This is a genomic window from Notoacmeibacter marinus (assembly GCF_002238045.1).
Lineage (GTDB): Bacteria > Pseudomonadota > Alphaproteobacteria > Rhizobiales > Rhizobiaceae > Notoacmeibacter > Notoacmeibacter marinus.
This window is the reverse complement of record NZ_NBYO01000003.1, coordinates 111,934-135,576: the sequence shown is the minus strand read 5'-3', so window position 1 is coordinate 135,576 and position 23,643 is coordinate 111,934. Positions and strand designations below refer to the sequence as shown.

General features: G+C 60.8%; 19 protein-coding genes. 9 read left to right on the top strand and 10 right to left on the bottom strand.

What is annotated here, in order from left to right; translation table 11 throughout:
• Positions 1-217 precede the first annotated feature (217 nt).
• Positions 218-2,599 carry a phage tail tape measure protein gene (locus B7H23_RS12920; RefSeq protein ID WP_158215839.1) on the top strand — a complete coding sequence of 794 codons (2,382 nt, stop codon included), beginning with the start codon at positions 218-220 and terminating at the stop codon, positions 2,597-2,599.
• Between the two features lie 80 nt (positions 2,600-2,679).
• Here B7H23_RS12920 and B7H23_RS12915 read toward each other — a convergent pair whose 3' ends face one another.
• From B7H23_RS12915 to B7H23_RS12895, 5 genes are all read right to left on the bottom strand, one after another.
• Positions 2,680-3,342: a hypothetical protein gene (locus B7H23_RS12915; protein ID WP_094077886.1), complete on the bottom strand. Its 663-nt coding sequence runs from the start codon at positions 3,340-3,342 to the stop codon at positions 2,680-2,682.
• A gap of 163 nt (positions 3,343-3,505) precedes the next feature.
• Positions 3,506-3,799 (bottom strand): hypothetical protein, encoded by a 294-nt coding sequence (locus B7H23_RS12910; protein ID WP_094077885.1) that lies wholly within the window; start codon positions 3,797-3,799, stop codon positions 3,506-3,508.
• Between the two features lie 55 nt (positions 3,800-3,854).
• Positions 3,855-4,523: an SgrR family transcriptional regulator gene (locus tag B7H23_RS15955; RefSeq protein WP_143534772.1), complete on the bottom strand. Its 669-nt coding sequence runs from the start codon at positions 4,521-4,523 to the stop codon at positions 3,855-3,857.
• A gap of 1 nt (position 4,524) precedes the next feature.
• Positions 4,525-4,758, bottom strand: coding sequence for a helix-turn-helix transcriptional regulator (locus B7H23_RS12900; RefSeq protein ID WP_094077883.1), 234 nt, complete (start codon positions 4,756-4,758; stop codon positions 4,525-4,527).
• Between the two features lie 119 nt (positions 4,759-4,877).
• Positions 4,878-6,089, bottom strand: coding sequence for a tyrosine-type recombinase/integrase (locus B7H23_RS12895; protein WP_094077882.1), 1,212 nt, complete (start codon positions 6,087-6,089; stop codon positions 4,878-4,880).
• 300 nt (positions 6,090-6,389) lie between these two features.
• Between B7H23_RS12895 and B7H23_RS12890 the strand changes: the two genes are divergently transcribed.
• The 4 genes from B7H23_RS12890 to B7H23_RS12875 all read left to right on the top strand — a co-directional run bounded on the left by B7H23_RS12890 (position 6,390) and on the right by B7H23_RS12875 (position 11,319).
• Complete coding sequence (locus B7H23_RS12890) at positions 6,390-7,157, top strand: cytochrome c biogenesis CcdA family protein (protein WP_094077881.1); 768 nt, start codon at positions 6,390-6,392, stop codon at positions 7,155-7,157.
• 100 nt (positions 7,158-7,257) lie between these two features.
• Positions 7,258-8,613, top strand: a complete 1,356-nt coding sequence (gene glmU / locus B7H23_RS12885) for a bifunctional UDP-N-acetylglucosamine diphosphorylase/glucosamine-1-phosphate N-acetyltransferase GlmU (protein WP_094077880.1) — start codon at positions 7,258-7,260, stop codon at positions 8,611-8,613.
• A gap of 123 nt (positions 8,614-8,736) precedes the next feature.
• Positions 8,737-10,560, top strand: coding sequence for a glutamine--fructose-6-phosphate transaminase (isomerizing) (gene glmS / locus B7H23_RS12880; protein ID WP_094077879.1), 1,824 nt, complete (start codon positions 8,737-8,739; stop codon positions 10,558-10,560).
• A 78-nt stretch (positions 10,561-10,638) separates the two neighbouring features.
• Entirely contained in the window at positions 10,639-11,319 is a 681-nt protein-coding gene (locus B7H23_RS12875) for a DUF502 domain-containing protein (protein WP_114391148.1), read from the top strand.
• Between the two features lie 4 nt (positions 11,320-11,323).
• Here B7H23_RS12875 and recG read toward each other — a convergent pair whose 3' ends face one another.
• Complete coding sequence (gene recG / locus B7H23_RS12870) at positions 11,324-13,441, bottom strand: ATP-dependent DNA helicase RecG (protein WP_094077878.1); 2,118 nt, start codon at positions 13,439-13,441, stop codon at positions 11,324-11,326.
• 142 nt (positions 13,442-13,583) lie between these two features.
• Here recG and B7H23_RS12865 point away from each other — a divergent pair, with 142 nt between their 5' ends.
• Both B7H23_RS12865 and mfd read left to right on the top strand, forming a co-directional pair.
• Positions 13,584-13,874 (top strand): FAD assembly factor SdhE, encoded by a 291-nt coding sequence (locus tag B7H23_RS12865; protein WP_094077877.1) that lies wholly within the window; start codon positions 13,584-13,586, stop codon positions 13,872-13,874.
• Positions 13,875-13,878: 4 nt separating this feature from the next.
• Entirely contained in the window at positions 13,879-17,379 is a 3,501-nt protein-coding gene (mfd, locus tag B7H23_RS12860) for a transcription-repair coupling factor (protein WP_094077876.1), read from the top strand.
• Between the two features lie 40 nt (positions 17,380-17,419).
• Here mfd and B7H23_RS12855 read toward each other — a convergent pair whose 3' ends face one another.
• Positions 17,420-18,112 (bottom strand): DsbA family oxidoreductase, encoded by a 693-nt coding sequence (locus B7H23_RS12855; RefSeq protein WP_240535106.1) that lies wholly within the window; start codon positions 18,110-18,112, stop codon positions 17,420-17,422.
• Positions 18,113-18,131: 19 nt separating this feature from the next.
• Positions 18,132-19,925 (bottom strand): extracellular solute-binding protein, encoded by a 1,794-nt coding sequence (locus B7H23_RS12850; protein ID WP_240535105.1) that lies wholly within the window; start codon positions 19,923-19,925, stop codon positions 18,132-18,134.
• 268 nt (positions 19,926-20,193) lie between these two features.
• Here B7H23_RS12850 and B7H23_RS12845 point away from each other — a divergent pair, with 268 nt between their 5' ends.
• Positions 20,194-20,829 carry an invasion associated locus B family protein gene (locus tag B7H23_RS12845; RefSeq protein ID WP_094077874.1) on the top strand — a complete coding sequence of 212 codons (636 nt, stop codon included), beginning with the start codon at positions 20,194-20,196 and terminating at the stop codon, positions 20,827-20,829.
• Between the two features lie 86 nt (positions 20,830-20,915).
• On the opposite strand, the gene hspQ is transcribed toward B7H23_RS12845, so the two are convergent.
• The gene (gene hspQ, locus B7H23_RS12840; RefSeq protein WP_094077873.1) at positions 20,916-21,242 is read right to left on the bottom strand and encodes a heat shock protein HspQ; all 327 of its coding nucleotides are present in this window, start codon (positions 21,240-21,242) and stop codon (positions 20,916-20,918) included.
• Between the two features lie 219 nt (positions 21,243-21,461).
• Between hspQ and B7H23_RS12835 the strand changes: the two genes are divergently transcribed.
• On the top strand, positions 21,462-22,421 hold the full coding sequence (locus tag B7H23_RS12835; protein WP_094077872.1) for an AEC family transporter: 960 nt from the start codon (positions 21,462-21,464) through the stop codon (positions 22,419-22,421).
• Here B7H23_RS12835 and B7H23_RS12830 read toward each other — a convergent pair.
• The gene (locus B7H23_RS12830; RefSeq protein WP_094078374.1) at positions 22,350-23,618 is read right to left on the bottom strand and encodes a UbiH/UbiF family hydroxylase; all 1,269 of its coding nucleotides are present in this window, start codon (positions 23,616-23,618) and stop codon (positions 22,350-22,352) included. The genes B7H23_RS12835 and B7H23_RS12830 overlap by 72 nt on opposite strands.
• Positions 23,619-23,643: the final 25 nt, after the last annotated feature.

The following is a 23,643-nucleotide window of genomic DNA, read 5'->3' as shown; positions in this document are numbered from 1 at the left end:
AGCGTCCCTCACAGGGCTCGACCGACAGCTTGGTCATATCGGCGGCAGGCGTGGACCTGCGGGCAAAGCGCAGAGAGGACTTGCCGGGGTGGCGCGATCGGCCGGGATGGTGACAGGACCCACGCACGACGCCTCCCGCTCTGTCGCCAGATTCAGCCGATCCTATGAAACGTCGTCCAGAAAGATTGTCGCGGCTGACGCTCGCAGGGCGACCTCGATGCGCAACGCCTGGCGCTCTGCCTCGCCCGCGGCAATCACCGGCATCAGCGGGCCGGCCCTGGGCGCACTCGGTACCGGCTACAGCGTGGTGAAGGTCGCCAACGCCGCGATAGATTTCGAAACCGCATTGACAGGGGTTCAACAGAAGGCAGGCGCGACGGACGAGCAGATGAAATCCGTCCGTGCCAGCATCATGTCGATCGCGAAAGACCGGACGGTCGGCTCGTCCATGGGCGATATTCTCGGTGGATTCGAGCGCGCCGCTGCCGCTGGCATTCCGCTCGACGAGATGGCCGCTTTCGTTCGCGTTGTGTCGAAGGGTGCGCCGGCGCTCGACATGACCGGCGAAGCACTCGGCGACACCATGTCCAAGCTCGACGGCGCTGGCCTCGTCGCTCTCAAGAATGCCGAGCGGTTCCTAGATCTGACCAACGCTCTTGAGGATGCGGGCACAAGTTCTGCCCGCGACATTCTCGACTTCATGCTCCGCGCCGGCGCTCAGGGGAAAATCTTCGGGCTCGCCGCTGAAGAGAGCGCAGCGATCGGAACCGCGCTCGTGGATATCGGCGTCAAATCGGCCGAAGCCGGCACGGCGATGAACGCGATCTTAACGAAGCTCGCCAACCCGGACGGTCTTTCCGAAAGGGCACAGGATGCATTCAGCAAACTCTACAAATCGACGGATGAATGGCAGAAGCTCGTTTCTGAGGATGCGGACGAAGCGCTGGTCGATCTTCTCGACAGGCTCGGCAAGCTGGACAAGGCCACCCGATCCGGCGTGGCCTCCGATCTCTTCGGGCTCGAGCATGCCGACATCGCTCAGCGCCTGGTCGAAGGTCTCGACAAGGTTCGCGAGCGGCTTCGCCTGGCAAAGAACGAAGGCGCGTGGCTCGGCAATCTGGACCGTACGGCCGCGCTCAAGCTGCGATCGACCCAAGCGCAACTCGACATCCTGAAACGCCAGTTGGCGGCCCTTGTCATCGATGTCGGTTCGATGGGTTTGCCAGCCCTCAACGCCGGCTTGCGTGAAGCGCAAAACCTAGTCGACATGATTGATGGCGGTCTGTCTACCTTCAAGGCGGAGATCGATCTGACGGCCTTCGAAGAAGCGCGAAGTGCGATCGGCGAGATCAGCGCACAGATCAAAAATCTGATCGGTGAGGCCGGCGGGAAGGGCGGAATCGCGGACCTCGAAAACGTTGGCCGGACACTGGCGGATGTCATGAATACTTGGGCCAAGACGATCGGCGCCATCGATGCAATCAAGGATTTCGCCACCGGCGAAGGAACTCTTTCTGAGGCCAGGGTAGCCGTTGAAGAAGCCGGCAGACAGGCTGGCGACACGCTCTGGAACGCGCCAGCCGTGAAAACGGTGCGGAACTCGCCGGTCGGCCGGCTCGTCTTCGGCGATCCGGATGGCGGGCAGATGCGTTCAGCGAGAGCCATCGAAGGCCGCAGCATCGCGAAAGGACATCCCGCCTCACTCGACGGCGGACCCCGCGCCAGGCAGGCAGCACCGTCCGGCCCGATCGTGAATATCCCCTTGCCGGCCCGCAATCCGAAGGCGGTCAAGGACATTGCTCGCATAGTCGCTCCCGCAAAATCCCGTGAACCAAGTCCGATTGCCAAAGCTGTCAAGCCGGCAGACGAGGCAATGAGCGATTTCGTGGCGATGATTCAGAGGTCGAACGAATCGCTGGCAAGGATCCACGCGGCGATCCCCGGCAACCAGCCAGCGCAGGCATCCGCGGCTCGCTATTCCATGAGCGACGATCAGCGTCGGCATGGCGGAAGTCATGCCAGCACTGGCGATTCGTGGGCCAAGCGGGCGGCAGCCGAATGGCGGGAGCAGTACAAGACGAAAGCTGAAGTCGACACGAGCGATCTAAAGCGCGTCGAGTCCGAAGCCGTCTCCGCCGGCGCGAAGATGCAGTCTTCGCTTTCGGTTGAGGCGACACCCCAGGTGAACACATCCTCCATCGATGCTGCCCTATCCAAGGCAGCACAGCTATGGCGCTACCTCAACGGAAGTGGCTCGGCCACGACGGGGCAGGGTGGCGTCGAGGGCCGGCGTGCATCAGGGGGGCCAGTGCGCGCCGGCCTGCCTTATCTGGTCGGTGAGAAGGGTCCGGAGATCGCGGTCTTCGGTCGGAACAGTTACGTTCTGCCCAATCACAGGCTCAGGGGACAGCAGCGCAGCGCTGGTGGTGTCTCGGGCATAGGCATCAGCCTCAATGCACCGATTACAATCCACGGCGTCTCCGACCCACAAGCCGCCGCGGTAGCGGCACGCCGCGAGCTGGAGAACGCCTTCGACCGGTTGGGCCGGAAACTGACGCGCTCGCGTCAAATCTCAATGCAAGGCCGTCCAATGGTCTGAACAAAAACGGAGGTCGGCATGCTGGTAGGTCTCGGACCGTTCCGCTTCCATGTGCCGACCTTCACGCTTGATGATCTCGATCAGAAGCGCATCAGCTTCGACATGCGCTTGCCGACCTGTAACTTGAGCTCGCGCCCGGTGGTCTTCCGAAAGGTCCGCAACGAGTCATCTTTGACCAGTTCCTTGTTCACAGCGGGACCGAGTAGTCGGCGGACCGGGCCATAGGTCCGACCGGATGAAGCGAACCGACCACCGCTATCGCGCGGCTGGTCGGGCTTGCTCCCATAAGTCCACAGAACGCGGGGGGCGCGCTTGCTCTGTCCAGGCAGGACCGCAAAGAACCCGCCGTTGGCTGCGAAGGATCGCTTGAATACCCTGGGGTTGTTCCAGACACCTGATCGGACATTGCCGGTGTCGTCGCCGCCGATCCGGCGGGCAGCGGCACCGCCCGCTTTCATCGACCGCAGCCCCTTGTATTCTTCGACGGGCTGCCCGCCTTGCACAGATCCGATTTCGACAACAAGCGGGCTGACGTTCCGAGTGAAGATCGCTTCGCGAACGTCACCGTATCGCTTGAAACCCGCCTGCTTCTTCACGGCCCGGGCACTGGCTGTCCGTGTCCTCCGCGCCGCGTCGATCAATCCCCGCTGCGCATCTTTCTTCGATCGGCCATCCGCCATCTTCGCAGTGGTTCGGATCATCGATTTCAAATGCTGTCGGCCGATAAGGCGGGATTGAAGCATTCCGATTCCCCTGTGTCGCATTCATTCTAGGCTTTGGCGCGAGCATCCGGGCAAGACCGAAGAGCCCGATGCGACTGCGACATGGCGATTTGGGCGGCGAAATATCGCCGATATTCTGCGCTGCGCCGCACCCGCGGGCCACCCCCCTAGGGGGTAGAAGAACCTAATTGGTCGCCCCCCGAAGTGCCCACGCTACCGCTTCCGCCCATTCAACCTTATCAATAGCGTCGACAATGATTTCCTCGAGCATCTTTGCATCGTCGTGCCAGTCTGGCCCGCATCCTGTAACCTCGACGCGAAAAGAACGGTCGAGTTCGAACCTGATCCAGAGATGACAACTCTCTGTGCGTCTCAATCGATACAGCCAGCATGCAGGCTCTTCGCCAGCAGGTGTGTACGACAGCTTTTCCCAGTCCCGTCTGAGTTCTTCGATCGAGGTTGGAACTTTGCAGATCATGTTCGCCGACCTTCAGTTCTCTGGACAGGCCGCAAAGCCTGTCCGAGAGAACGGCTCAGAATGGGATTTCATCGTAGAATTCCTCTTCACCTTCCTCATCAGCCCAATCGCTTGGAAAAAACTCTTCCTCTGTTTCTCCTTGTTGAACATGATCTCCTCCACCCTGACAGCCTGGAGGGCTGTCGGGTGGTAGGTCTTCTTCACGGTCTTCATCTACGGTCTTCCTCCCAAGTTTCTTTGGGACTTTACCGTCAAAATTCTTGGGACTTTTGCGTTCAAAAATTTGGGAGTTTTTATCGTCTAAACCGCCAGAAATATTTGGGAGTTTTGATCCCCGAAAAGTCCCGGATTTTTCTAGGGGTTTTCTCCTGAGATATCCGCGCAGCATCGGAGGCTTTCCCTCGAGCAGATGCGGATGAATTCTGTGAGTGACCCCTCGACCACCGCCGTCCTTCCAATCGACGAGGACATGTCCAGCGCTCTCCATCTTTAAAAGCAGAGCGCGCACATTCGCGGCGGAACAACCGAGCATGGTAGCCATCGAGCCCATGCTCAAATTCACACATCCCGCCGATCCGTAGTGCTCGCAAACCATGACGGCCAATTGCGAGCAGCGCGGCGGTAGCGTATGGTCCGACGCTACTTGAGAGAGCCACCAGAACTTTTCGCCGACAAGCCCCTCCGGCCCGCCAGCCGGTGGGGCTCTCTTTTTTGAGCCGACCATGTCATGCGTCCACAGGCGCGGATCGGCTTTCGATGCGCTCTCGAAGCCATGCGTTAACCTCCGAACGGACAAATGCGTTTCGGCGATCTGTCAGTGCGACAGGACGAGGAAACGTCCCATCACGAACGAGGCGCCAGATTGTAGGTCTCGAAAGAGAGGTTATTTCGCAGGTCTCGGCTATCGAGCAGAACGAGACGGTTTCAGTAGGCACAGCTTCGCTCACAGCATTCTCCATGCGTTGTCATGTCAGGAGATGTCGCGACGAGTGCCATGAGCGGCAGGTGCTTCGACTGAAGTCAGGCCCGGAACTCGTCACCGTGCCTAGCGAAAATTAGGCTCATAGCGGACATAATGTCAATTTTGGACTGAATGCAGAGAAACAATCCGTCGTTCGCCCGGTGGGCGGATCACATGTTCGGCCCATAATTCCAGCGCTGTGCGCTTTTCTCGATCATATGCCGCGCGGTTGTACACGCCCGCTACCCCGGCCCTGAAACCGCTCACGTGATTGAGTACTGCCTCGACCACATGAGGCAAAACCCCAACGTCGGCCATTCCGGTAGCAGCTGTCCGGCGCAAATCGTGCGGGCGCCATTGCTCTTCGAAAATCTGGAGGGATTTCCTGGTTGCCTGAGCGATCGCGTTCGATTCAATCGGCTTGCCGATCCGCGCAAAGAGCGGGCAGTCCGACGCCTGTTCTTTGGTAAGCTCGAGTCGACGACTGACAATCTCTAGCGCCGCGGTAGAGAGTGGCACGGTGTGGGCGAGGCCGTTTTTCGTGCGGATGGCTGGAATCGCCCATAGGCCGTTCTGGAGATCGATCTCTGCACGATTCATGCCGCAGACCTCGCCCGACCTCTGTCCGGTGAGGATCAGTAGCCGGATCACGTCGGCGGTGACCGGAGAGATTTTGGCCGATGGTAGTGCCGCCCAAAGCGCTTGAATCTCCGAATGCGTCAGTACTCGTTCGCGCCGCGTCTGTTTGACGCGAGGCCGGAGACCAGCGATCGGCGAAGTGTCGATATGGTCTTCATCGGCCGCCCAATTCAGCATCTTCCTGACGACAGCGAATACACTGCGAGACGTCTGGCCCTTGCCGGCATCTATCTTTGCGTTGACGACATCGAGGACGTCGCGCTTCCGAAGCTCCTTCGCCTTGATCTGTCCAATCGCCGGAAGTACGTCGACGCGAAGAATGCGTTCGTCTTCCGCCCAGGTTTTTTTGTGACGCTTGGCGTAGCTCTCAACATAGAGATCAGCCAGCTCGGAAAGCGTCACGGCTTCGCGTCTGGCTTTTTTATCACCCGCAGGGTCGGCTCCTTCAGCGACGGCCGCAAGGGCCTTGAGAGCAATTTGGCGCGCCTTCTCGAGGCCGATCGCAGGAAACTGTCCAAGAGTGAGCCGGCGCTTTTCGCCATTCCCATTTGTATAGACGACCGTCCAGCTCTTCGCGCCGGCCGGTGACACTCGTAGGACCAAGCCGCGTATCGTCTCGTCCCAAAAATCCGTTCTTTTTTCGACCGAAACGGACTCGACAAAGCGAGCCGTCAGTGATTTTTTTGCCATCGATTCGACCTACTGATCATTCCATGTTGAGTAGGGCGGGGTTCTCAGGGGGTTCCAGAAAGCTGAAACACCCTGAAACAGTATGTACATTATGATACGGATTTTCCGTAGCAATACCAGAGCGTTGCGGGGATCAAACTGTTGAAAGTATTTCTCTATTTGTTCATGCAAAAGAGAACTTTTAATCAGTAGGTCCAGGGTTCGACCCCCTGCGCGCTCACCATTGTAACGTCTGCCGGGTGCGTGCCGATCTTCTGACACGGACGGTAGCCGGTAAACATATCGAAATGGACGGCGCAGATGGCAATCGATGTCGGATATGCGACAGCTCTCGGCGCAGGGGCTCTCTCCTTTCTGTCGCCATGCGTCCTGCCGCTCGTGCCGCCCTATCTGTGTTATATGGCCGGCGTTTCGGTGGAGGAGTTCCGCGGTAATCCAGCGGCAGCGAATGCAAATGGCGAGACGGCGCACCGGGTTGCGCCGCGTCGCGCGCTGTTTCTTGCCGCGCTCGCCTTCGTTCTGGGCTTTTCCACCGTCTTCATTCTACTTGGCGTCGGCGCATCGACCATCGGCCGCTTTCTGCGGACATGGCAGGAACCGCTCGCCATCGTCGCAGGTCTGCTCATTATTCTGATGGGGCTGAACTTTCTGGGCGTCATCCGTATTCCCTTTCTGTCCCGTGAGGCGCGGCTGAACCATTCCGGTCGCCCCGCCAGCTCCCTTGCCGCTTACCTGATGGGACTTGCCTTCGCTTTCGGTTGGACACCGTGCATCGGCCCTGTACTCGGATCGATCCTGACCATGGCGGCAGGGCGCGGCACGGTCGGTGAAGGCGCGCTCATGCTGGCTGTCTATTCCGCGGGCCTTGGCATCCCGTTTCTGATCGCCGCCTTCTTCTCCGGCGCTTTCATGCGGTTTCTTCAGCGCTTCCGCCTTCAGATGGGCCGCGTCGAAAAAGTAATGGGCGGCTTACTCGTTCTTGCCGGCATCGCTTTTCTTACCGGCGGTATCCAGTTCACCGCGAACTGGCTTTTGGAGACCTTTCCGGGCTTCGCCACGATCGGTTGATCCTACCGGTTCGCTTGGCGTGGCGTGGGCCTTTTGATAGACCGGCCTTTCACGCGGTCACACGGTGCCGCGTCGATCCCTCACGCTAGAAGAGCCCTTCATGACCGAACGTAGCTGTCTTTCGATCGTCCTCGCCGCCGGCGAGGGCACCCGCATGAAGAGCGACCGGTCGAAGGTCCTTCACGAAGTTGCGGGCCTGCCGATGGTGGCGCATGTGGTGCGTGCGGCTGCTGCGGCGGGCAGTGACCGCGTGGCGCTTGTTGTCGGCCGGGACGCCGAGACCGTCGAGGCCGTCGCCACGCCGCACACGGCAAATGTCACAACCTATCTGCAGAAGGAACGGCTCGGCACGGCTCACGCCGTGCTGGCGGCGCAGGAGGCCATCGAAGAGCCGGCTGACGACATTCTCGTCCTGTTCGGCGACACGCCGTTGGTCCGGCCCGACGACCTGGCGGCGGCGCGAATGGCGCTTTCCGAGGGCGCGGCCGTCGCCGTCATGGGGTTCTATACGGAAAACCCCTTCGGCTACGGGCGGCTGATCGAAGAAGATGGGCAACTGGTCGATATTCGCGAGGAGAAGGACGCCTCCTTTCTCGAAAAGCAGATCCAGTTTTGCAATGGCGGGCTGATGGCGATTGCTGGCGAACATGCGCTGGAACTGCTGCGCGGCATCGGTAACGACAACGCCAAGGGCGAATATTACCTGACCGATATCGTCGCCTTGGCGCGCGCGGAAGGACATAAGGTCGTTGCCCGCGAGATCGCCTTCGAATCCGTTCTCGGTATCAACAATCGCGTCGAACTGGCCGAAGCGGAAGCCATTTGGCAACGCCGGACTCGCCATCGCATGATGGTCGATGGCGTGACGCTCATGCAGCCGGCAAGCGTTCATTTTTCGTGGGACACCGCCATTGGCCAGGATACGCTCGTGGAACCCAATGTCGTATTCGGTCCTGCGGTGTCGATCGGTCGGAGTGTCACGATCCGGGCATTCAGTCATATCGAGGGCGCGACGGTTGCCGACAGTGCGGAAATCGGTCCTTTCGCGCGGTTGCGTCCGGGCGCGGAACTGGCCGACAAGGCCAAGGTGGGAAATTTCTGCGAGGTGAAGAAATCGCGGATCGGCGAGGGCGCGAAGGTCAACCACCTGACCTATATCGGCGATGCCGAGATCGGTGCGCGGAGCAATATCGGTGCCGGCACGGTGACGTGCAACTACGATGGCTACGCCAAGCACCGGACGACGATCGGCGAGGACGTCTTCGTCGGCACCCATACGTCGCTTGTCGCCCCCGTGACTATTGGACCGGGCGCTTATGTGGCGACGGGGTCCGTCCTGACCGAGGACGTGCCGGGCGATGCTTTGGCGATTGCGAGAGGCCGGCAGGTGAACAAGGATGGTCGCGGCAAGATTTTGCGCGAGCGACTTCAGGCGCAGAAACAGCAGAAATCGTAGTACGGTCGCCCGCCCTCTGGGCAAGGTCGATATTGCAGTGCATTACCAAACCGATACGCAAATTTATTTCGCCCTTCGCGATCGGCCTGATAGGCGACGTGGACAAGCAGTTTGAGAGGCGCCATGTGCGGCATTGTTGGAATTATCGGTAAGCGGCCCGTTGCGCCGCTTCTTGTCGATGCGCTGAAGCGCCTGGAATATCGGGGCTATGATTCTGCCGGGGTCGCCACCTTGGAAGAGGGGAGGCTGGACCGCCGCCGCGCCGAAGGAAAACTGGCAAACCTCGAAGCGAAACTGAACGAAGAGCCCCTTGCGGGCCATATCGGCATTGGCCATACGCGCTGGGCGACGCATGGCGTGCCGAACGAGACCAACGCCCACCCCCATTTCTCGGCAAAGATCGCCATTGTGCACAATGGTATCATCGAGAACTTCGCCGAACTCCGCGACGAGCTGAAGGGTGCCGGCTACGCATTCGCCTCGCAGACAGACACGGAAGTCGTCGCCCATCTCGTCTCGTCCCTGGTTGCGGCGGGTAGAACCCCGACCGAAGCCGCCCACGAAGCGATCGGCCGGTTACGCGGTGCCTTCGCCATCGCGATGCTGTTCGAGGATGAGGACGATCTTCTGATCGCGGCGCGCAACGGCCCGCCCCTGGCGATCGGCCATGGCGAGGGCGAGATGTATATTGGCTCCGACGCCATCGCGCTTTCGCCTTTCACCGATTCCATTACTTATCTCGAAGATGGCGACTGGGCCGTGATCCGTTCATCCGGGGCCGAGATCTTCGACGGGAACGGCCAGACCGTCGCGCGACAGGCGCAGAAGAGCACGACCGGCGCCGTCGTCGTCGACCGGGGCAATTATCGCCATTTCATGCAGAAAGAGATTATCGAGCAACCGGAAGTCGTGGCTCATACGCTCGCTTATTATCTCGATCTGGCGAATGGCGCGCCAAAACAGATCGACTCGGCCATCGATTTCGCTTCGATAAGCCGCCTGTCCATCAGCGCCTGCGGCACCGCCTATTACGCGGGATTGATCGGGAAATACTGGTTCGAGCGCTATGCGCGCCTGCCGGTCGATATCGATATTGCTTCGGAGTTTCGCTATCGGGAGATGCCGCTCGACAAGGGCGACGCCGCGCTCTTCATTTCGCAGTCCGGCGAAACAGCCGACACGCTGGCGTCGCTCCGTTACTGCAAGGGCGAGGGGCTGACGATCGGCGCGGTTGTCAATGTTCGCGAGTCGACCATCGCCCGCGAGGCCGACACGATCTTTCCTATTCTCGCAGGCCCGGAAATCGGCGTAGCTTCGACGAAGGCCTTCACCTGTCAGCTGGCGTCGCTCGCCTCACTGACCGTTCATGCCGCAAAGGCCCGGGCCACCCTGTCGGATGAGGCCATCGCCGAAATGGTCCACGATCTGATGGAGCTGCCGCGTCTGATGACCGAGGCGCTGAAGGTCGAGCAGGAGATCGTCGGCCTGTCTCGCGATCTCGCCCATGCTTCGGACGTCCTTTATCTCGGTCGCGATACTGCCTTTCCCTTGGCGATGGAGGGCGCCCTCAAGCTGAAGGAAATCAGCTATATCCACGCGGAAGGCTATGCCGCCGGCGAACTCAAACACGGTCCCATCGCCCTGATCGACGAGGATCTGCCGGTGATCGTGATCGCGCCGTTCGATGCAGTATACGAAAAGACGGTCTCGAACATGCAGGAGGTCGCGGCGCGAGGTGGAAAGATTATTCTGATAACCGATGTCAGGGGCGCGGCTGCTTCCAGCGTCGATACGCTCAAGACGATCGTCATGCCGGATGTGCCGAACTTCATCGCGCCGATCATCTACGCTCTGCCGATCCAGCTCCTGGCCTATCACACGGCCGTTTTTATGGGCACAGATGTCGATCAGCCTCGAAATCTGGCAAAAAGCGTCACCGTGGAATAGCCACAGCACTGGAACGGATGGCCGAACCATCCTAAATTCTGCGCTGCACCCTGAACAAAAGGCCTGTCGTCAGTCCCCATGAGCCGGCTCCGTACCTACTTCCTGACAGGCTTCGTCGTTCTGGCGCCGATTGCGATCACCGCCTGGATTGCGCTTAGCTTCGTCGAATGGGTCGACGGGCTGATCAAACCGCTCATTCCCAGCGTTTACAACCCGGACACCTATCTGCCGTTTCCCGTTCCTGGAATTGGGCTGATACTGGCGCTTGTCGGCATTACGTTGATCGGGTTTCTCACTGCGAACTTCATCGGCAAGGCGATCCTTCGCTTCGGCGAGCACTTCGTCAATCGAATGCCCCTCGTCCGCAACATCTACAAGGCGTTGAAGCAGATTCTCGAGACCGTGCTGAGCGACAAGACCAATTCGTTTCAGCAGGCGGCGCTGATCGAATATCCCCGTCCGGGCATGTGGGCGCTCTGCTTCGTCTCGACCGAATCGCGCGGTGAAGTGAGGGAGGTGACGGGCGGTCCCGAGGGGTCACTTGCAGTCTTCGTACCGACGACGCCCAATCCGACATCCGGCTTTCTGCTTCTGGTGCCGCATGAGGATGTCCACATCCTCAACATGTCAGTGGAAGACGCTGCCAAACTGATTATTTCAGGGGGCCTCGTTTCGCCCGATGAGATGGAGACGACGCCGGCGCTCGAGGCGCTGGCCGAATTGTCCGAAAAGCCGCGCTCCGATGCGGACGCAGCCTGATATTTCAACCCGAACGGAGCAGCCGCACCGCTTCGTCCCGACCGAAGAGGTAAAGCAGAATACGCAGGGCTTCGCCTCGTGGTCCCGACAGTTCCGGGTCGGTAGCCAGGATCAGCCGGGCTTCCTCGCGCGCCTCGGCAAGAAGATCGGCGTGAGCGTCCAGTCGCGCCACGCGGAATCCGGGCGTGCCGGATTGCTTGGTGCCGAGAAGGTCGCCTTCGCCGCGCAGCCGTAGATCCTCTTCGGCGATGCGAAAGCCGTCTTCGGTCTCGCGCATGACCTTCAGGCGGGCCTCCGCCACTTCGTTGAGCGGTCCACGAAACAGAAGCACGCAGGACGATGCCTCGGCGCCGCGGCCGACCCGTCCCCGCAGCTGATGGAGCTGCGACAATCCGAACCGTTCGGCATGCTCGATGACGATGATGGAAGCGTCGGGCACATCGACGCCGACCTCGATGACGGTCGTTCCGACGAGAAGGCGCGTCTGTCCGGATTTGAACGCCGCCATCGCCGCGTCCTTCTCCGGGCCGCTCATTCGCCCGTGAATGAGACCCACATTGGCGCTGCCCATCCGTTCGCTCAACCACTCATGCCGCTCGGTTGCGCTGACGAGATCGCTTTGCTCCGATTCTTCCACCAGCGGACAGATCCAGTAGATCTTCCGACCGTCTGCGACGGCCTTTTCCAATCGTCCCGCCAGCTCCGACAGCCGTTCCACGGGCAGGCTGGCGGTCTGGATGGGTTGGCGGCCTGCCGGCTTTTCCGTAAGCCGCGAGACATCCATGTCGCCGAAAGCAGTCAGAACCAGCGTTCGGGGGATGGGTGTCGCGGTCATCACCAGCAGGTCCGGATTGAGACCCTTTGCCGACAACGCCAGCCGCTGGTGAACGCCGAACCGGTGCTGTTCGTCGACGACGGCAAGGCCCAGATCGTGGAACGTCACGCCCTGCTGGAAGAGCGCATGCGTTCCGACGCAAATGTCGATGGAACCGCTGGCAAGCCCGTCGAGAACCGGTTGCCGCGCGCTGGCGCTGTCGCGTCCGGTCAGGATGGCGACGGTCAGTCCGGCTGCCTCGGCGATGGGGGCGATGGTCGCGTGATGCTGGCGCGCCAGAATTTCCGTCGGCGCCATGAGAACCGATTGCGCGCCTGCCTCGGCCACATGGGCCATCGCCATCAGCGCGACCACGGTCTTGCCGCTACCGACGTCGCCCTGCAAAAGCCGCAACATCTTTTCCGGCTTGGCCAGATCGGTCGAAATTTCGGAAATCGAGGTCTTCTGGCCTTCGGTCAACCTGAAGGGTAGAACCGATTCGATGGCGTCGGGGCCAGCGCCTTTGCTGATGAAGGATCGCCCGCCATGCCGCTTGAGACGGGCCCGGACCAGCGCAATGGCCAATTGTCCCGCCAGAAACTCATCGCGTGCCAGACGACGCCAAGCGCGGCTTTCTGGCAGAATATCGTCGGGCTCTTCGGGGTCGTGGAGCCGTTCCAGCACATTCCGAAAGGTAGGCGGCGCTTCGGAAAGGTCGTCCCGATTGACGGACCGGTCGCGCCATTCGGGCAAATCCGGCAGCCGCTCCAGCGCCGCGCCGATGGCCTTGCGTAACGTTTTGGGAGCGAGCCCTGCCGTTCCCGGATAGACTGTTTCGATGGGCGGAAGGCCGCCGGCATCCTCCCGCGCCATGGCGTCGGGATGAACCATGGAGGCGCGTCCATTGAACCAGTCGAGCTTGCCTGACACCATCACCATCTCGCCCTCCGGCAACTGTTTCACCAGCCAGTCGCCATGGGCACGGAAGAAGGTCAGAGCGATCTCACCCGTTTCGTCCTGGCAGAACACCCGGTAAGGCGCGTTCTTTGCAGCCCGGGGCGCTGGTTGGTGGCGATCGACGCGAAGGCGCAGCGTCGCGATGGTGCCGGGAATGGCGTCGGCAATGGTGGTGACATCGCGCCGGTCGATCACGCGGCTCGGAAGACAGAACAGCAGATCGACGATCCGCGCTTCGTCGTCCAAGCCGGTCGATGGTACGATCCTGGCAATGCCTTCGGCCACTTTCGGACCGACACCGGGTAGGCTCGTGGCAGGCGCAAAAAGAGGATCGAGCAGGGAAGGGCGCATGACGGCAATATAACCGTCGCGTCCAACTGAAAAAGCGCCGAAGGATTTTTCTTTGGGGACATTGCCAGAGACGATCGCGGTGGCTGACAGAGCCCGTTGCGGGGCCTATATGGCAGACTTCGATTTCCAGAGGGTACGGACAATGAGTGGCACAAAGATCAGCAGTGCGTCGATCGACGATCCGCGCCGCAAGAAGCTCCTGTTCCGTGCGTGGCACCGCGGTATGCGCGAAATGGATCTCATTTTGGGGCCGTTCGCCGATGAGCGGATAGCCGATCTCGACGACGAGAGGCTCGATCAGTTCGAGGCGCTCATGAGCGAAAACGACCAGGATCTCTACCGCTGGGTGATGGGAGAGCGCGCCATCCCGCCGCAATGGGGCGGACCGCTTCTCGCTTCCATCATCGCCCACCGCCGCCAGAGAATTGGCTGAGCGCATGGCCTTTCTTTCCGATATAGCCCTGCCTGCCGGCACCGCGCGCGTTATTCTGGACGGTGTTCCAGACGGTTACGAACCCTTTGCGCTGGCTCGACTGGTCGCTGCGGCGGGTACGCGCCCGATCCTATTTGTCGCGCGGGACGGCAACCGTCTGCCGGATCTGGAGAACACGTTGCGGTTCGCCGCGCCGGAGGCGCGGATCGTCACGTTGCCGGCCTGGGACTGTCTGCCTTACGATCGAGTATCGCCGGGCGCCGATGCTGCAGCGCGGCGGCTGGACGCACTGGGCGCTATCACCAACATCGCAAACGATGGCAGTCCTGCGATCGTTCTTGCCTCCGCCAACGCAATTCTTCAACGGATACCGCCTAGCAAGGTTCTGGCCGAGCAGATTTTTCAAGCCCGGCCGGGCTCGACGCTCGACATGAACAGTCTGATCCGCCGCCTCGAATCGGATGGTTTCGAGCGGGTGGTCACAGTGCGCGAAGTGGGCGAATACGCTGTGCGCGGCGGCATTCTCGATCTCTTCGTACCGGGCGCGGAAGAGCCGGTCCGGCTCGACTTCTTCGGCGATGAACTGGAAACGGTGCGCAGTTTCGACCCCGCGACGCAGCGAACCTCGAAACAGCTCGACAGCTTCACCATGCAGCCGGTCTCGGAAGTGACCCTGACGCCCGATTCCATCGCCCGGTTCCGGCGCGGCTATATCGAAGCGTTCGGTGCGCCGCGGCGCGACGATGCGCTTTATCAGTCGATCTCGGAAGGTCGTCGGTTCGCCGGCATGGAGCATTGGCTGCCGCTCTTCTACGACGAGCTGGAAACAGTGTTCGATCTGTTGGCGGAGGCGATGGTCGTCTTCGATCATCTGGCTGTCGAAGCCTTGGAAGAGCGCGAAAAGCAGGTGGCGGATCATTTCGAGAGTCGCAAGTCGGGAGGCATGGAAACCTCCGGCCAGTCGACGCCCTATCACCCGCTCCCGCCGGAGCGTCTTTACATGACCTTGGCCGAAATCGAGGAACGATGTTCGGCGCGCGAACGGATCGACCTGACACCCTTCGATCAACCCTTCACGGAAGGACGGCGAGTCGCTCATGCCGGTGTGAAACGCGGTCGCAACTTCGCTGAAGAGCGAGCTCAACCGGACGCGAACGTGTTCGATGCCGCGGTCAGGCACCTGGCGTCGCTCCGCGGTCAGTCGAAGCGCGTTCTCGTCGCCGCATGGACGGATGGGTCGCTCGATCGCCTGTCGGGCATTCTGACAGAGCACGGGCTTGGCGGCACGAAACCGGTCGATGCTCTCGACCGTGCTATGGGGCTGGACGGTCAGACGATCGGTTTGACTGTTTTGCCGATCGAGAACGGCTTCGAAAGCGACGATCTTTCAATCGTCGCCGAGCAGGATCTTTTGGGCGATCGGCTGGTTCGCAAAAGCCGGCGCAAAGGCAAGGCGGCCGATTTCATATCGGAACTGTCTTCGCTTTCGACCGGCGACTTGGTCGTCCATTCCGAGCACGGCATCGGCCGCTTCATCGGGCTGAAGACCATCGAGGCGGCTGGCGCTCCGCACGACTGCCTGGAGCTGCATTACGCCGGCGATGGCCGGCTGTTCCTGCCGGTCGAGAATATCGAGCTTCTGTCGCGTTATGGCGGGGAGGGGACCGATGCGGCTCTCGACCGGCTGGGCGGCGGCGCGTGGCAGGCGCGCAAAGCCAAGCTGAAAAAACGCCTTCTGGACATGGCCCACAAGCTGATCCGAATTGCTGCCGAACGCGAGATGAAGGCGGCGCCTCGCCTGACGCCTCCCGAAGGTCTCTACGGCGAATTCGCCGCCCGCTTTCCCTACGAGGAGACTGAGGACCAGCAGATGGCCATCGACGCCGTGTTGGACGATCTGTCCTCCGGCCGGGCCATGGATCGGTTGATCTGCGGCGATGTCGGATTCGGCAAGACGGAAGTCGCTCTGCGCGGCGCGTTCGCGGCCGTTCTGGAAGGGTTTCAGGTCGCGGTGGTTGTACCGACGACATTGCTCGCGCGGCAGCATTTCCGCACCTTCAGTCAGCGTTTTGCCGGCCTGCCCGTCACGGTCCGCCAGGCGAGCCGTCTGGTTGGCGGCAAGGAACTGGCGGCCACGAAGAAGAGTCTTACCGACGGCAGTGTCGACATTGTCGTCGGCACGCACGCGCTGCTCGGCTCGAGCGTGACGTTCAAGCGTCTGGGCCTGCTGATCATCGACGAGGAGCAACATTTCGGCGTCAAGCACAAGGAGCGTCTGAAGGAGCTGCGCTCGGACGTCCATGTTCTGACGCTTTCGGCGACGCCGATTCCGCGCACGCTGCAACTGGCGCTGTCGGGCGTTCGCGAATTGTCGCTGATCACCACGGCGCCGGTGGACCGCATGGCCGTTCGCACCTTCATTTCGCCCTTCGACGCGATGGTGGTACGCGAGACGTTGCTGCGCGAGCGTTACCGCGGCGGCCAGAGCTTTTACGTCGTGCCGCGCATCTCTGACCTTGACGAGGTCAAGCAGTTTCTCGACGAGCATGTGCCGGAACTTAAAGTTGCCGTGGCGCATGGACAGATGCCGCCGACCGAACTCGATGACGTCATGAACGCCTTCTATGACGGCCAGTATGACGTTCTGCTGTCGACCACCATCGTCGAAAGTGGTCTCGACGTGCCGACGGCCAACACGCTTGTGGTCCATCGGGCGGATATGTTCGGCCTTGCGCAGCTCTACCAGATACGCGGCCGTGTCGGCCGCTCCAAGCAGCGGGCCTATGCGCTGCTCACTTTGCCGGTGCGCAAGAAGCTGACAGTGCAGGCCGAGCGGCGGCTGAAAGTGCTGCAGAGCCTCGACACGCTTGGCGCGGGATTCCAACTGGCAAGCCACGATCTCGATCTACGCGGTGCTGGCAATCTGCTCGGCGAAGAGCAGTCCGGCCATATTCGCGAGGTCGGCTATGAGCTCTACCAGCAGATGCTGGAAGAGGCGGTTGCGGAGATCAAGGGCGAGGATGACGCCGATTCCGGCAGCTGGTCGCCGCAGATTACCATCGGCACGGCAGTGCTGATTCCCGAAAGCTACGTTCCCGATCTCAATCTGCGCCTCAGCCTCTATCGCCGTCTGGCGGACCTGACCGAGCCTCACGAGATTGATGGGTTCGGCGCCGAGCTGATCGACCGTTTCGGACCGCTGCCCGAAGAAGTTCAGCATCTGCTAAAGGTCGTCTACATCAAGGCGCTTTGCCGCAAGGCCAATGTCGAGAAACTTGAGGCGGGGCCGAAAGGCGTGGTCATCGCGTTCCGCAACCAGGAATTCGCCAACCCGGCGGCGCTGGTCCAGCATATTGGTCGGCAGGGCGCGATGGCCAAACTGCGCCCCGACCAGTCGATCGTCTTCGTTCGCGATCTGCCGACGCCGGATAAGCGTTTGTCCGGGAGCGCCGTCATCATGGCGCAACTGGCCAAGATGGCGGATGGCGACGCCGAGGCAGCGTAATGAGCGCTCAAACTCTTGCCAATGGCAGCTCGCGCTCCGGCTAATTCAGGCTCGGGCTGTTATTCTTAAGGGACGCCGCGACGTTTCGAAGGGCTGCCGTCAGCGTTTCGGGCGGTTGCGCGCCAGACAGACCGTAACGTTGTTCGATCAGCGTGAACGGAACCCCCTGCACACCCATTTCATTGGCCTGCACGATCTCTTCCAGAACGAGATCCCGATCGGCATCGCCAGCCAGAAGCGTCAGCACGACATCCTTTTGCATCCCGGCCTCTTCGGCCGCTGCGGCGAGCGTTTGATGATCGGCCAAATTGCCGCCTTCCTCGAAGAAAATCACGAAGAGCCGTTCGACCAACCGGTGCTGAATGTCGAGATTCTCGGTGCCGGCCCAATGCAACACACGGTGCGCGTCCAGCGTATTCGGCGAGATTTCGATCTTGTCGAACGCGAAATCGATACCGGCGCTTTCACCCTCCTTGGCAACAGTATCGTAGAGTTGCTCGATCCGCTCCTGGCTGCCGAACTTGTTGATGAGATAGTCCGAACGGGCAATGCCTCCGCTGGGGATCGTCGAATCAAGCTGAAACGGCCGCCAGCGTATGGCCAGCGGCAGATCGGGCAGCGACTGCCGTGCTTTTTCCAGATAGCGGAAGTGAATGTAGCACCATGGACAGACCACATCCGAGACGATGTCGAGAATGAGTGGATTGATGGAGCTGGGTGGGCTCTGATCCAAGATCGGGTTCCTTGCGAATTTACTGGTCCGCCGCAGTTTGCCGCCACCATGTCGGCAGTTGAAATCCGTAAAGAGCGGTCTGCTCCGGATAGGCGAGATCGGCATCGTGCGCGACGCGCTGTTCGCCCATGAAATAGAACGGAACGACATAGAATCCAGAGAGCAGGACCCGGTCATAGGCCCGCACCGCCGCTTCGAATTCGTCTCGCGTGCTGGCCGCCAGCATCGCATCGATCATGGCATCGACCGCTGGATCCTTGGCTCCGGCAAAATTGAACGAGCCTTCCGCGTCCGCTGCCAGCGAAGACCAGCGGCCAATCTGCTCAGCGCCAGGCGAAAGCGATGAGGAGTAGAAGTGAATAATAGCGTCATAGTCGAAGCGCTTGCGCCGCTCGAAATATTGGGCTGTATCCACCTTGCGCAGATCGAGTCGTATACCGAGTAGCGCAAGCGTCTTCTGCCAGGATAGCGCGATCATTTCGCCATCGCTGCCGTCGATCATCAGCTCGAACGAGAGGGGATTGCCGTCCGGCCCGGTCAGTTGCCGCCCTTCCAACTTGTAGCCGGCCTCCTGAAACAGTGTCAGCGCGTTGCGGACGAAATTGCGATCGCGGCCCGTTCCGTCCGAGGTGGGCGGCGTCCACTGGCCGGCCAGAATGTCTGGGAGGATTTGATCGGCATAGGAGCCGAGCAGGGCGCGCTCGGCGTCGGTCGGCGGCGCTGTCTGCGAGTTCAGCACGGAATTGTCGAAATAGCTTCCGATCCGCGTATAGGCGTTATCGAAAATGTTGCGATTGATCCAGTCGAAGTCGAACAGATTGGTAATCGCCCGCCGCACCTTCGGGTCGTCGAAAGGCGGCCGCCGCGTATTGAGGACAACACCGCGCATACCGGAGGGCAGGGCAGACTGGAATGTCGATTTCTTCACCTCGCCGGACTGGACACGGGGAAAGTCGTAGCGCTTGGTCCAGCGCGCCGGATCGGCGTTGGCGAACGGGCTTGCCTCGATCTGGACATCGATCTCCCCCTTCTTGAACGATTCGAAGCGCGCCGTCTGATCGCGGAAATAGACGATGCGGATCTCGTCAAAATTATCGAAACCCTTTTTGGACGGAACGTCAGCTCCCCAGTAATTGGGGTTTTTGATCAGCGTGATTCGCTCGCCCGGTCGCACGTCGCTCAGCGTATAGGGGCCAGTGCCGATGATCGGCTCGAGCGTCGATTTGTCGAAGCTTTCGCGGTCGATCGCATGTTCCGGCAGAACCGGTACCATAGCGATGATGAGGGGCAGTTCACGGTCGCCCAGTTCCGGGTCGAGCGTGAAGCGGACGCCCCGCTCGCCGGTCTTCTCGATCTTTTCGATCTTGTCGCGCAGGCGCTTGTAGCGCGGATTGGCCTTTTCGGCGAGAAGGTCGAAGGTGAAGATCACGTCTTCGGGCCGCACCGGCCTGCCATCGGAGAAGGCGGCACGCGGATCGAGTTGAAACTCCACGAATGTCCGTTCCGCATCGGTCTCCACCGATTCGGCGACCAGTGGATAAAGCGTGAACGGCTCGTCGAAGGAACGCGCCATGAGCGGTTCGAACACGTTCATACCGACTTCGAGATCGTTAAGCCCGCGTACGCCATCGCCCTGAATAATGAAGGGATTGACGGAATTGAACGTGCCCGGCAGGCCGTAGGTGATACGGCCACCCTTCGGCGCATCGGGATTGGCATAGGGGAAGTGCGTAAAATCCGAGGGCAGGGCAGGCTCGCCATGCATGGCGATGGCATGGGAGGGTTCGGCCCGGACCGTCGTGGCAAGTAGCATGGAGCATAGACCCATGGCGGCCGCCAAACCCCAAGGACCGATGGTCGAAAAACGAAAATGCTTGCGTATTCTACGGATGTTGATCATGGAAACCTTGCCGGCACGGGGATTCGCGTATCGCCAAACTATCAGCCTATCGCCACGGCACAAATTGGGCGGCGCCACGTCATTCTATCGCCCAATTTGATCGGGAAACACGGGACTGTACCGATTTGTCGCGCATGAGGCAGCGAGTGAAGCGTCGGTTTCGATTTCAGAGGGATAAAACATGACAGCACTGACCAACACCGCGCGGTGTCTCGTGCTTGCCGCCGGCATGCTCGGGCTTCCTGCCATCGCAATGGCGCAGGATGCCCCCAAAGCGCCGGGTCCGAACCAGTGGACGAAGCTCTGCCAGGACAAGGCCGATCAGAAGAGCTGCCAGACGCAGTTCGTCCAGATCGCCCAGGGCAGCGGCCAGCTGGTAACGGCGATCTATATCGAGGAACTGACGAAGGGTTCTGAGACCAAGCAGGGCATTCGCGTCGTGCTTCCGCCCGAACGCGTCCTTTCCGCCGGTGTCGGCCTTCAGGTCGATAGCGGACAGATGCAGAAGCTCGATTTCACGATTTGCCCGCTTCGTCCCTCGCCAATGTGCATCGCGCAGGCGCCGATCACCGACAAGCAGATCGATGCCTTCCGCAAAGGTGGAAAGCTGACGGTCATTTCGCTCAATCCGATGGGTCAAAAGACACCGGTTTCGGTCACGCTGAGCGGTTTTGCTTCTGCCCATGACGGCGAACCGATCGACGCCTCCACGCTTGCCGCAAAGCAGAACGCGCAGAGCGAAGAGCTGAAGAAGAAGCGCGAGGAATGGGTCAAGAAGTTCCGTGAGAAGCAGCAGGATTCCGGTCAGTCCAACTGATCGCGCAAACCGCAAACTGCATTCAACGTCGGGAAAACGGAGCCGCTCTGGCTCCGTTTTTTGTTTATTCCACCGAATTGTGAGAGCTAGTTGAGAGGGATGTCGCGCGGGCGAAACTGCCCGTCTCCTGTGATCTCGAAATAGTCCGCGATCTGTGGGTGGCGGAGCGGCAAACCGCTATCGTCGGCCAGAAGATTCTGTTCGGAGACGTAGGCGACATACTCTGTTTCATCATTTTCCGCGAGCAGGTGATAGAAGGGTTGATCGCGCGCGGGACGAATGGACTCGGGAATGGCTTCGTACCACTCCTCGGTATTATCGAAGACAGGATCCACATCGAAGATAACCCCGCGAAACGGGAAGATACGATGTCTGACGATCTGTCCGATGTGAAAACGTGCGTCTTTTTGCACCTGTTGGGCCTTTCATCTCTGAAGGGGGTATCTGGTGCAGTGCGAAGCGGTTTGCAATGGTGGGCTACACCACCAAAACCAGCTCGTTGACGAGGCACTGCCGCCCGCCGACCATGGTCCCCGACCCTTGCCAGCGGCCGTTCATCTGGTGCAGTGCAGTTCCGAACGCGCGGCCCTTACGGGCGCGCTTACCCGACGGACCCCATGAACCGGTAGAAAATGGCCGAAATCTTCGCACTCGTTCTACCGTTCTTCGGCCTGATCGTTCTTGGCTATGGCGCAGGAAAGATCGTCCGCCAGCCGGTCGAAGCGCTGGGATGGATGAACATCTTCATCATCTACATCGCTCTGCCGGCCCTGTTCTTCCAACTCCTCTCGAAAACCCCGATCGAGAAACTGACCGAATGGAGCTACATCGTCGGCTCGTCGGCTAGCACCTACATCATCTTCGGTTTCATGTTCGCGGTTTCGCTATGGCGCTATCGGGCGATCCCCCGTGCCACCATAACTGGACTGGCGGCGGCCTATGGTAATATCGGCTATATGGGCCCGGGCCTGGCGCTGCTGGCGTTCGGCGCCAGCGCCGCCGTGCCGGTCGCCCTGATCTTCGCGTTCGAAAACGCGCTCCATTTCGCCATCGTGCCGGCCTTGATGGCGCTATCGGGAACCGTGGACCGCTCGCCGGGTGCGCTGGCTTTCGATGTGGTGAAGCGCATTCTGCTTCATCCGTTTATTCTCGCAACCATCGTCGGCGTGGGAGCGGCCGCGTTGGAAGCGACGCCGCCACTCGCCGTTGAACGCCTGCTCGACTATCTGGCCAATGCCGCCGCGCCTTGCGCACTCTTCGTCATGGGCGTCACGCTTGCGCTGCGACCCCTGCGCCGCGTTCCGGTAGAGCTGTCGCTCATCGTTCCGCTGAAGCTTGTTGTCCATCCGCTGCTCTGCTGGGTGGTGCTCAGCGCAATGGGCAATTTCGACCCGGTCTGGATTCAGTCCGCTATCCTTCTGGCTGCCCTGCCGACGGCAACCAACGTCTTCGTTCTTGCCCAGCAATACAATGTCTGGGCCGAGCGAGCTTCGGCATCCGTTCTCGTAACGACGGCGGCCTCAGTGGTGACGGTGACGGCGATCCTGTGGCTGATGCGGACGGGGTCGGTACCGGTCGATCTGTTCCCGTAAGGCATCGCGAACATCGCGCCGGATGGCCCTGAAACCGCTGCCGGGCGCCATGCCTTCGCGCATGAAAAAGTCTCGGAACGGGCCGACCCGTCTCAGAACGTCCAGACCGACGGCGCGCGCCATCTGCGCTGGAAGCATGCTGGACAGAAGCGAGCGGTTGAGCGAACGGACCGCCGCGGAACGCATCAGAATGTCGGATCGCCGGGCCCGGTTGTAGGCCGCAATCATATCCGCCCCGCCGGGATCGGCCTCGTACGGCGGCAGCAGTCCTGCGAGATCGGCGACATCGCGAACGGCCAGATTAAGACCCTGTGCGCCGATGGGCGGAAAGACATGCGCGGCCTCACCCACCAACACGATCCGGCGATCACCGAATTTCGGCGGCAGGGCCGTACTGAGCGGAAAGGCGGCACGCGGTCCATCAACCGTTATCTTACCCAACATGGATTGCATGCGCTCTTCGATGATCCGGGCGAGCTCGTCGTCGCCGGTCTTCATCAGTTTGCCGGCACGATGCGGCGGCACGACCCAAACCAGGCTGGACCGGTGCCGGTCGGGCAGGGGAACCTGGGTAAACGGCCCGCTTTCGGTGTGAATTTCGGTCGAGACGTAATCGTGCGAGACGTCATGCCCAAAGCAGAGCACGAGAGCCGATTGCGGAAGCGCCGCGGGCTCCTGACTGATTCCGGCCGCCTCGCGCGCCTTCGAATGCCGCCCATCTGCGCCGATAACGAGACCACAACTCAAATTCTCGCCATTGTCGAGCCTCACTCGAACGGCGCTCTCCGCAGGCGAATAGCGTTCCACTTTTGCCACCGTCCGCTTGATTGACGGTTGTTGTGACACGGCTTCGTCCAGAAGCCTGTTCAGCACGGCGTTCGGAATGTTGAAACCGAAAGCCGGTTCCTGAATGTCGGACGCATAAAATGCGACCGCCGGACTGCGGATCAGTCGTGACGTGCCATCGACGATCCGCATGACCTTCAGCGGCGCGCCGTTCTCTTCAACGGGCCTTCGCATTCCGACCTGTGTCAGAACGTCCAGGCTCGGTTGCATCAGCGCGGTGGTTCGCGGATCGTCGTGATCGACGGCTGGGCCGATCAGTCGCACCGCATGACCCGCACGCGCCAGACAGAGCGAGGCTATGAGACCGGCCGGTCCCGTGCCGATCACGGCAATGCGGTCATACGTTTCCATCCTGGCGCCTTTCATGTGAATATCG

Coding starts and splice junctions, on each gene's coding strand:
- B7H23_RS12920 (WP_158215839.1), top strand. CDS start 218: ATGCGCAACGCCTGGCGCTCTGCCTCGCCCGCGGCAATCACCGGCATC.
- B7H23_RS12910 (WP_094077885.1), bottom strand. CDS start 3,799: ATGATCTGCAAAGTTCCAACCTCGATCGAAGAACTCAGACGGGACTGG.
- glmU (WP_094077880.1), top strand. CDS start 7,258: ATGACCGAACGTAGCTGTCTTTCGATCGTCCTCGCCGCCGGCGAGGGC.
- glmS (WP_094077879.1), top strand. CDS start 8,737: ATGTGCGGCATTGTTGGAATTATCGGTAAGCGGCCCGTTGCGCCGCTT.
- B7H23_RS12845 (WP_094077874.1), top strand. CDS start 20,194: ATGACAGCACTGACCAACACCGCGCGGTGTCTCGTGCTTGCCGCCGGC.
- B7H23_RS12830 (WP_094078374.1), bottom strand. CDS start 23,618: ATGGAAACGTATGACCGCATTGCCGTGATCGGCACGGGACCGGCCGGT.
- B7H23_RS12835 (WP_094077872.1), top strand. CDS start 21,462: ATGGCCGAAATCTTCGCACTCGTTCTACCGTTCTTCGGCCTGATCGTT.
- recG (WP_094077878.1), bottom strand. CDS start 13,441: ATGCGCCCTTCCCTGCTCGATCCTCTTTTTGCGCCTGCCACGAGCCTA.
- B7H23_RS12895 (WP_094077882.1), bottom strand. CDS start 6,089: ATGGCAAAAAAATCACTGACGGCTCGCTTTGTCGAGTCCGTTTCGGTC.
- mfd (WP_094077876.1), top strand. CDS start 13,879: ATGGCCTTTCTTTCCGATATAGCCCTGCCTGCCGGCACCGCGCGCGTT.
- B7H23_RS12915 (WP_094077886.1), bottom strand. CDS start 3,342: ATGCTTCAATCCCGCCTTATCGGCCGACAGCATTTGAAATCGATGATC.
- B7H23_RS12900 (WP_094077883.1), bottom strand. CDS start 4,758: ATGGAGAATGCTGTGAGCGAAGCTGTGCCTACTGAAACCGTCTCGTTC.
- B7H23_RS12875 (WP_114391148.1), top strand. CDS start 10,639: ATGAGCCGGCTCCGTACCTACTTCCTGACAGGCTTCGTCGTTCTGGCG.
- B7H23_RS12890 (WP_094077881.1), top strand. CDS start 6,390: ATGGCAATCGATGTCGGATATGCGACAGCTCTCGGCGCAGGGGCTCTC.
- B7H23_RS12865 (WP_094077877.1), top strand. CDS start 13,584: ATGAGTGGCACAAAGATCAGCAGTGCGTCGATCGACGATCCGCGCCGC.
- B7H23_RS15955 (WP_143534772.1), bottom strand. CDS start 4,523: ATGGTCGGCTCAAAAAAGAGAGCCCCACCGGCTGGCGGGCCGGAGGGG.
- B7H23_RS12850 (WP_240535105.1), bottom strand. CDS start 19,925: ATGCTACTTGCCACGACGGTCCGGGCCGAACCCTCCCATGCCATCGCC.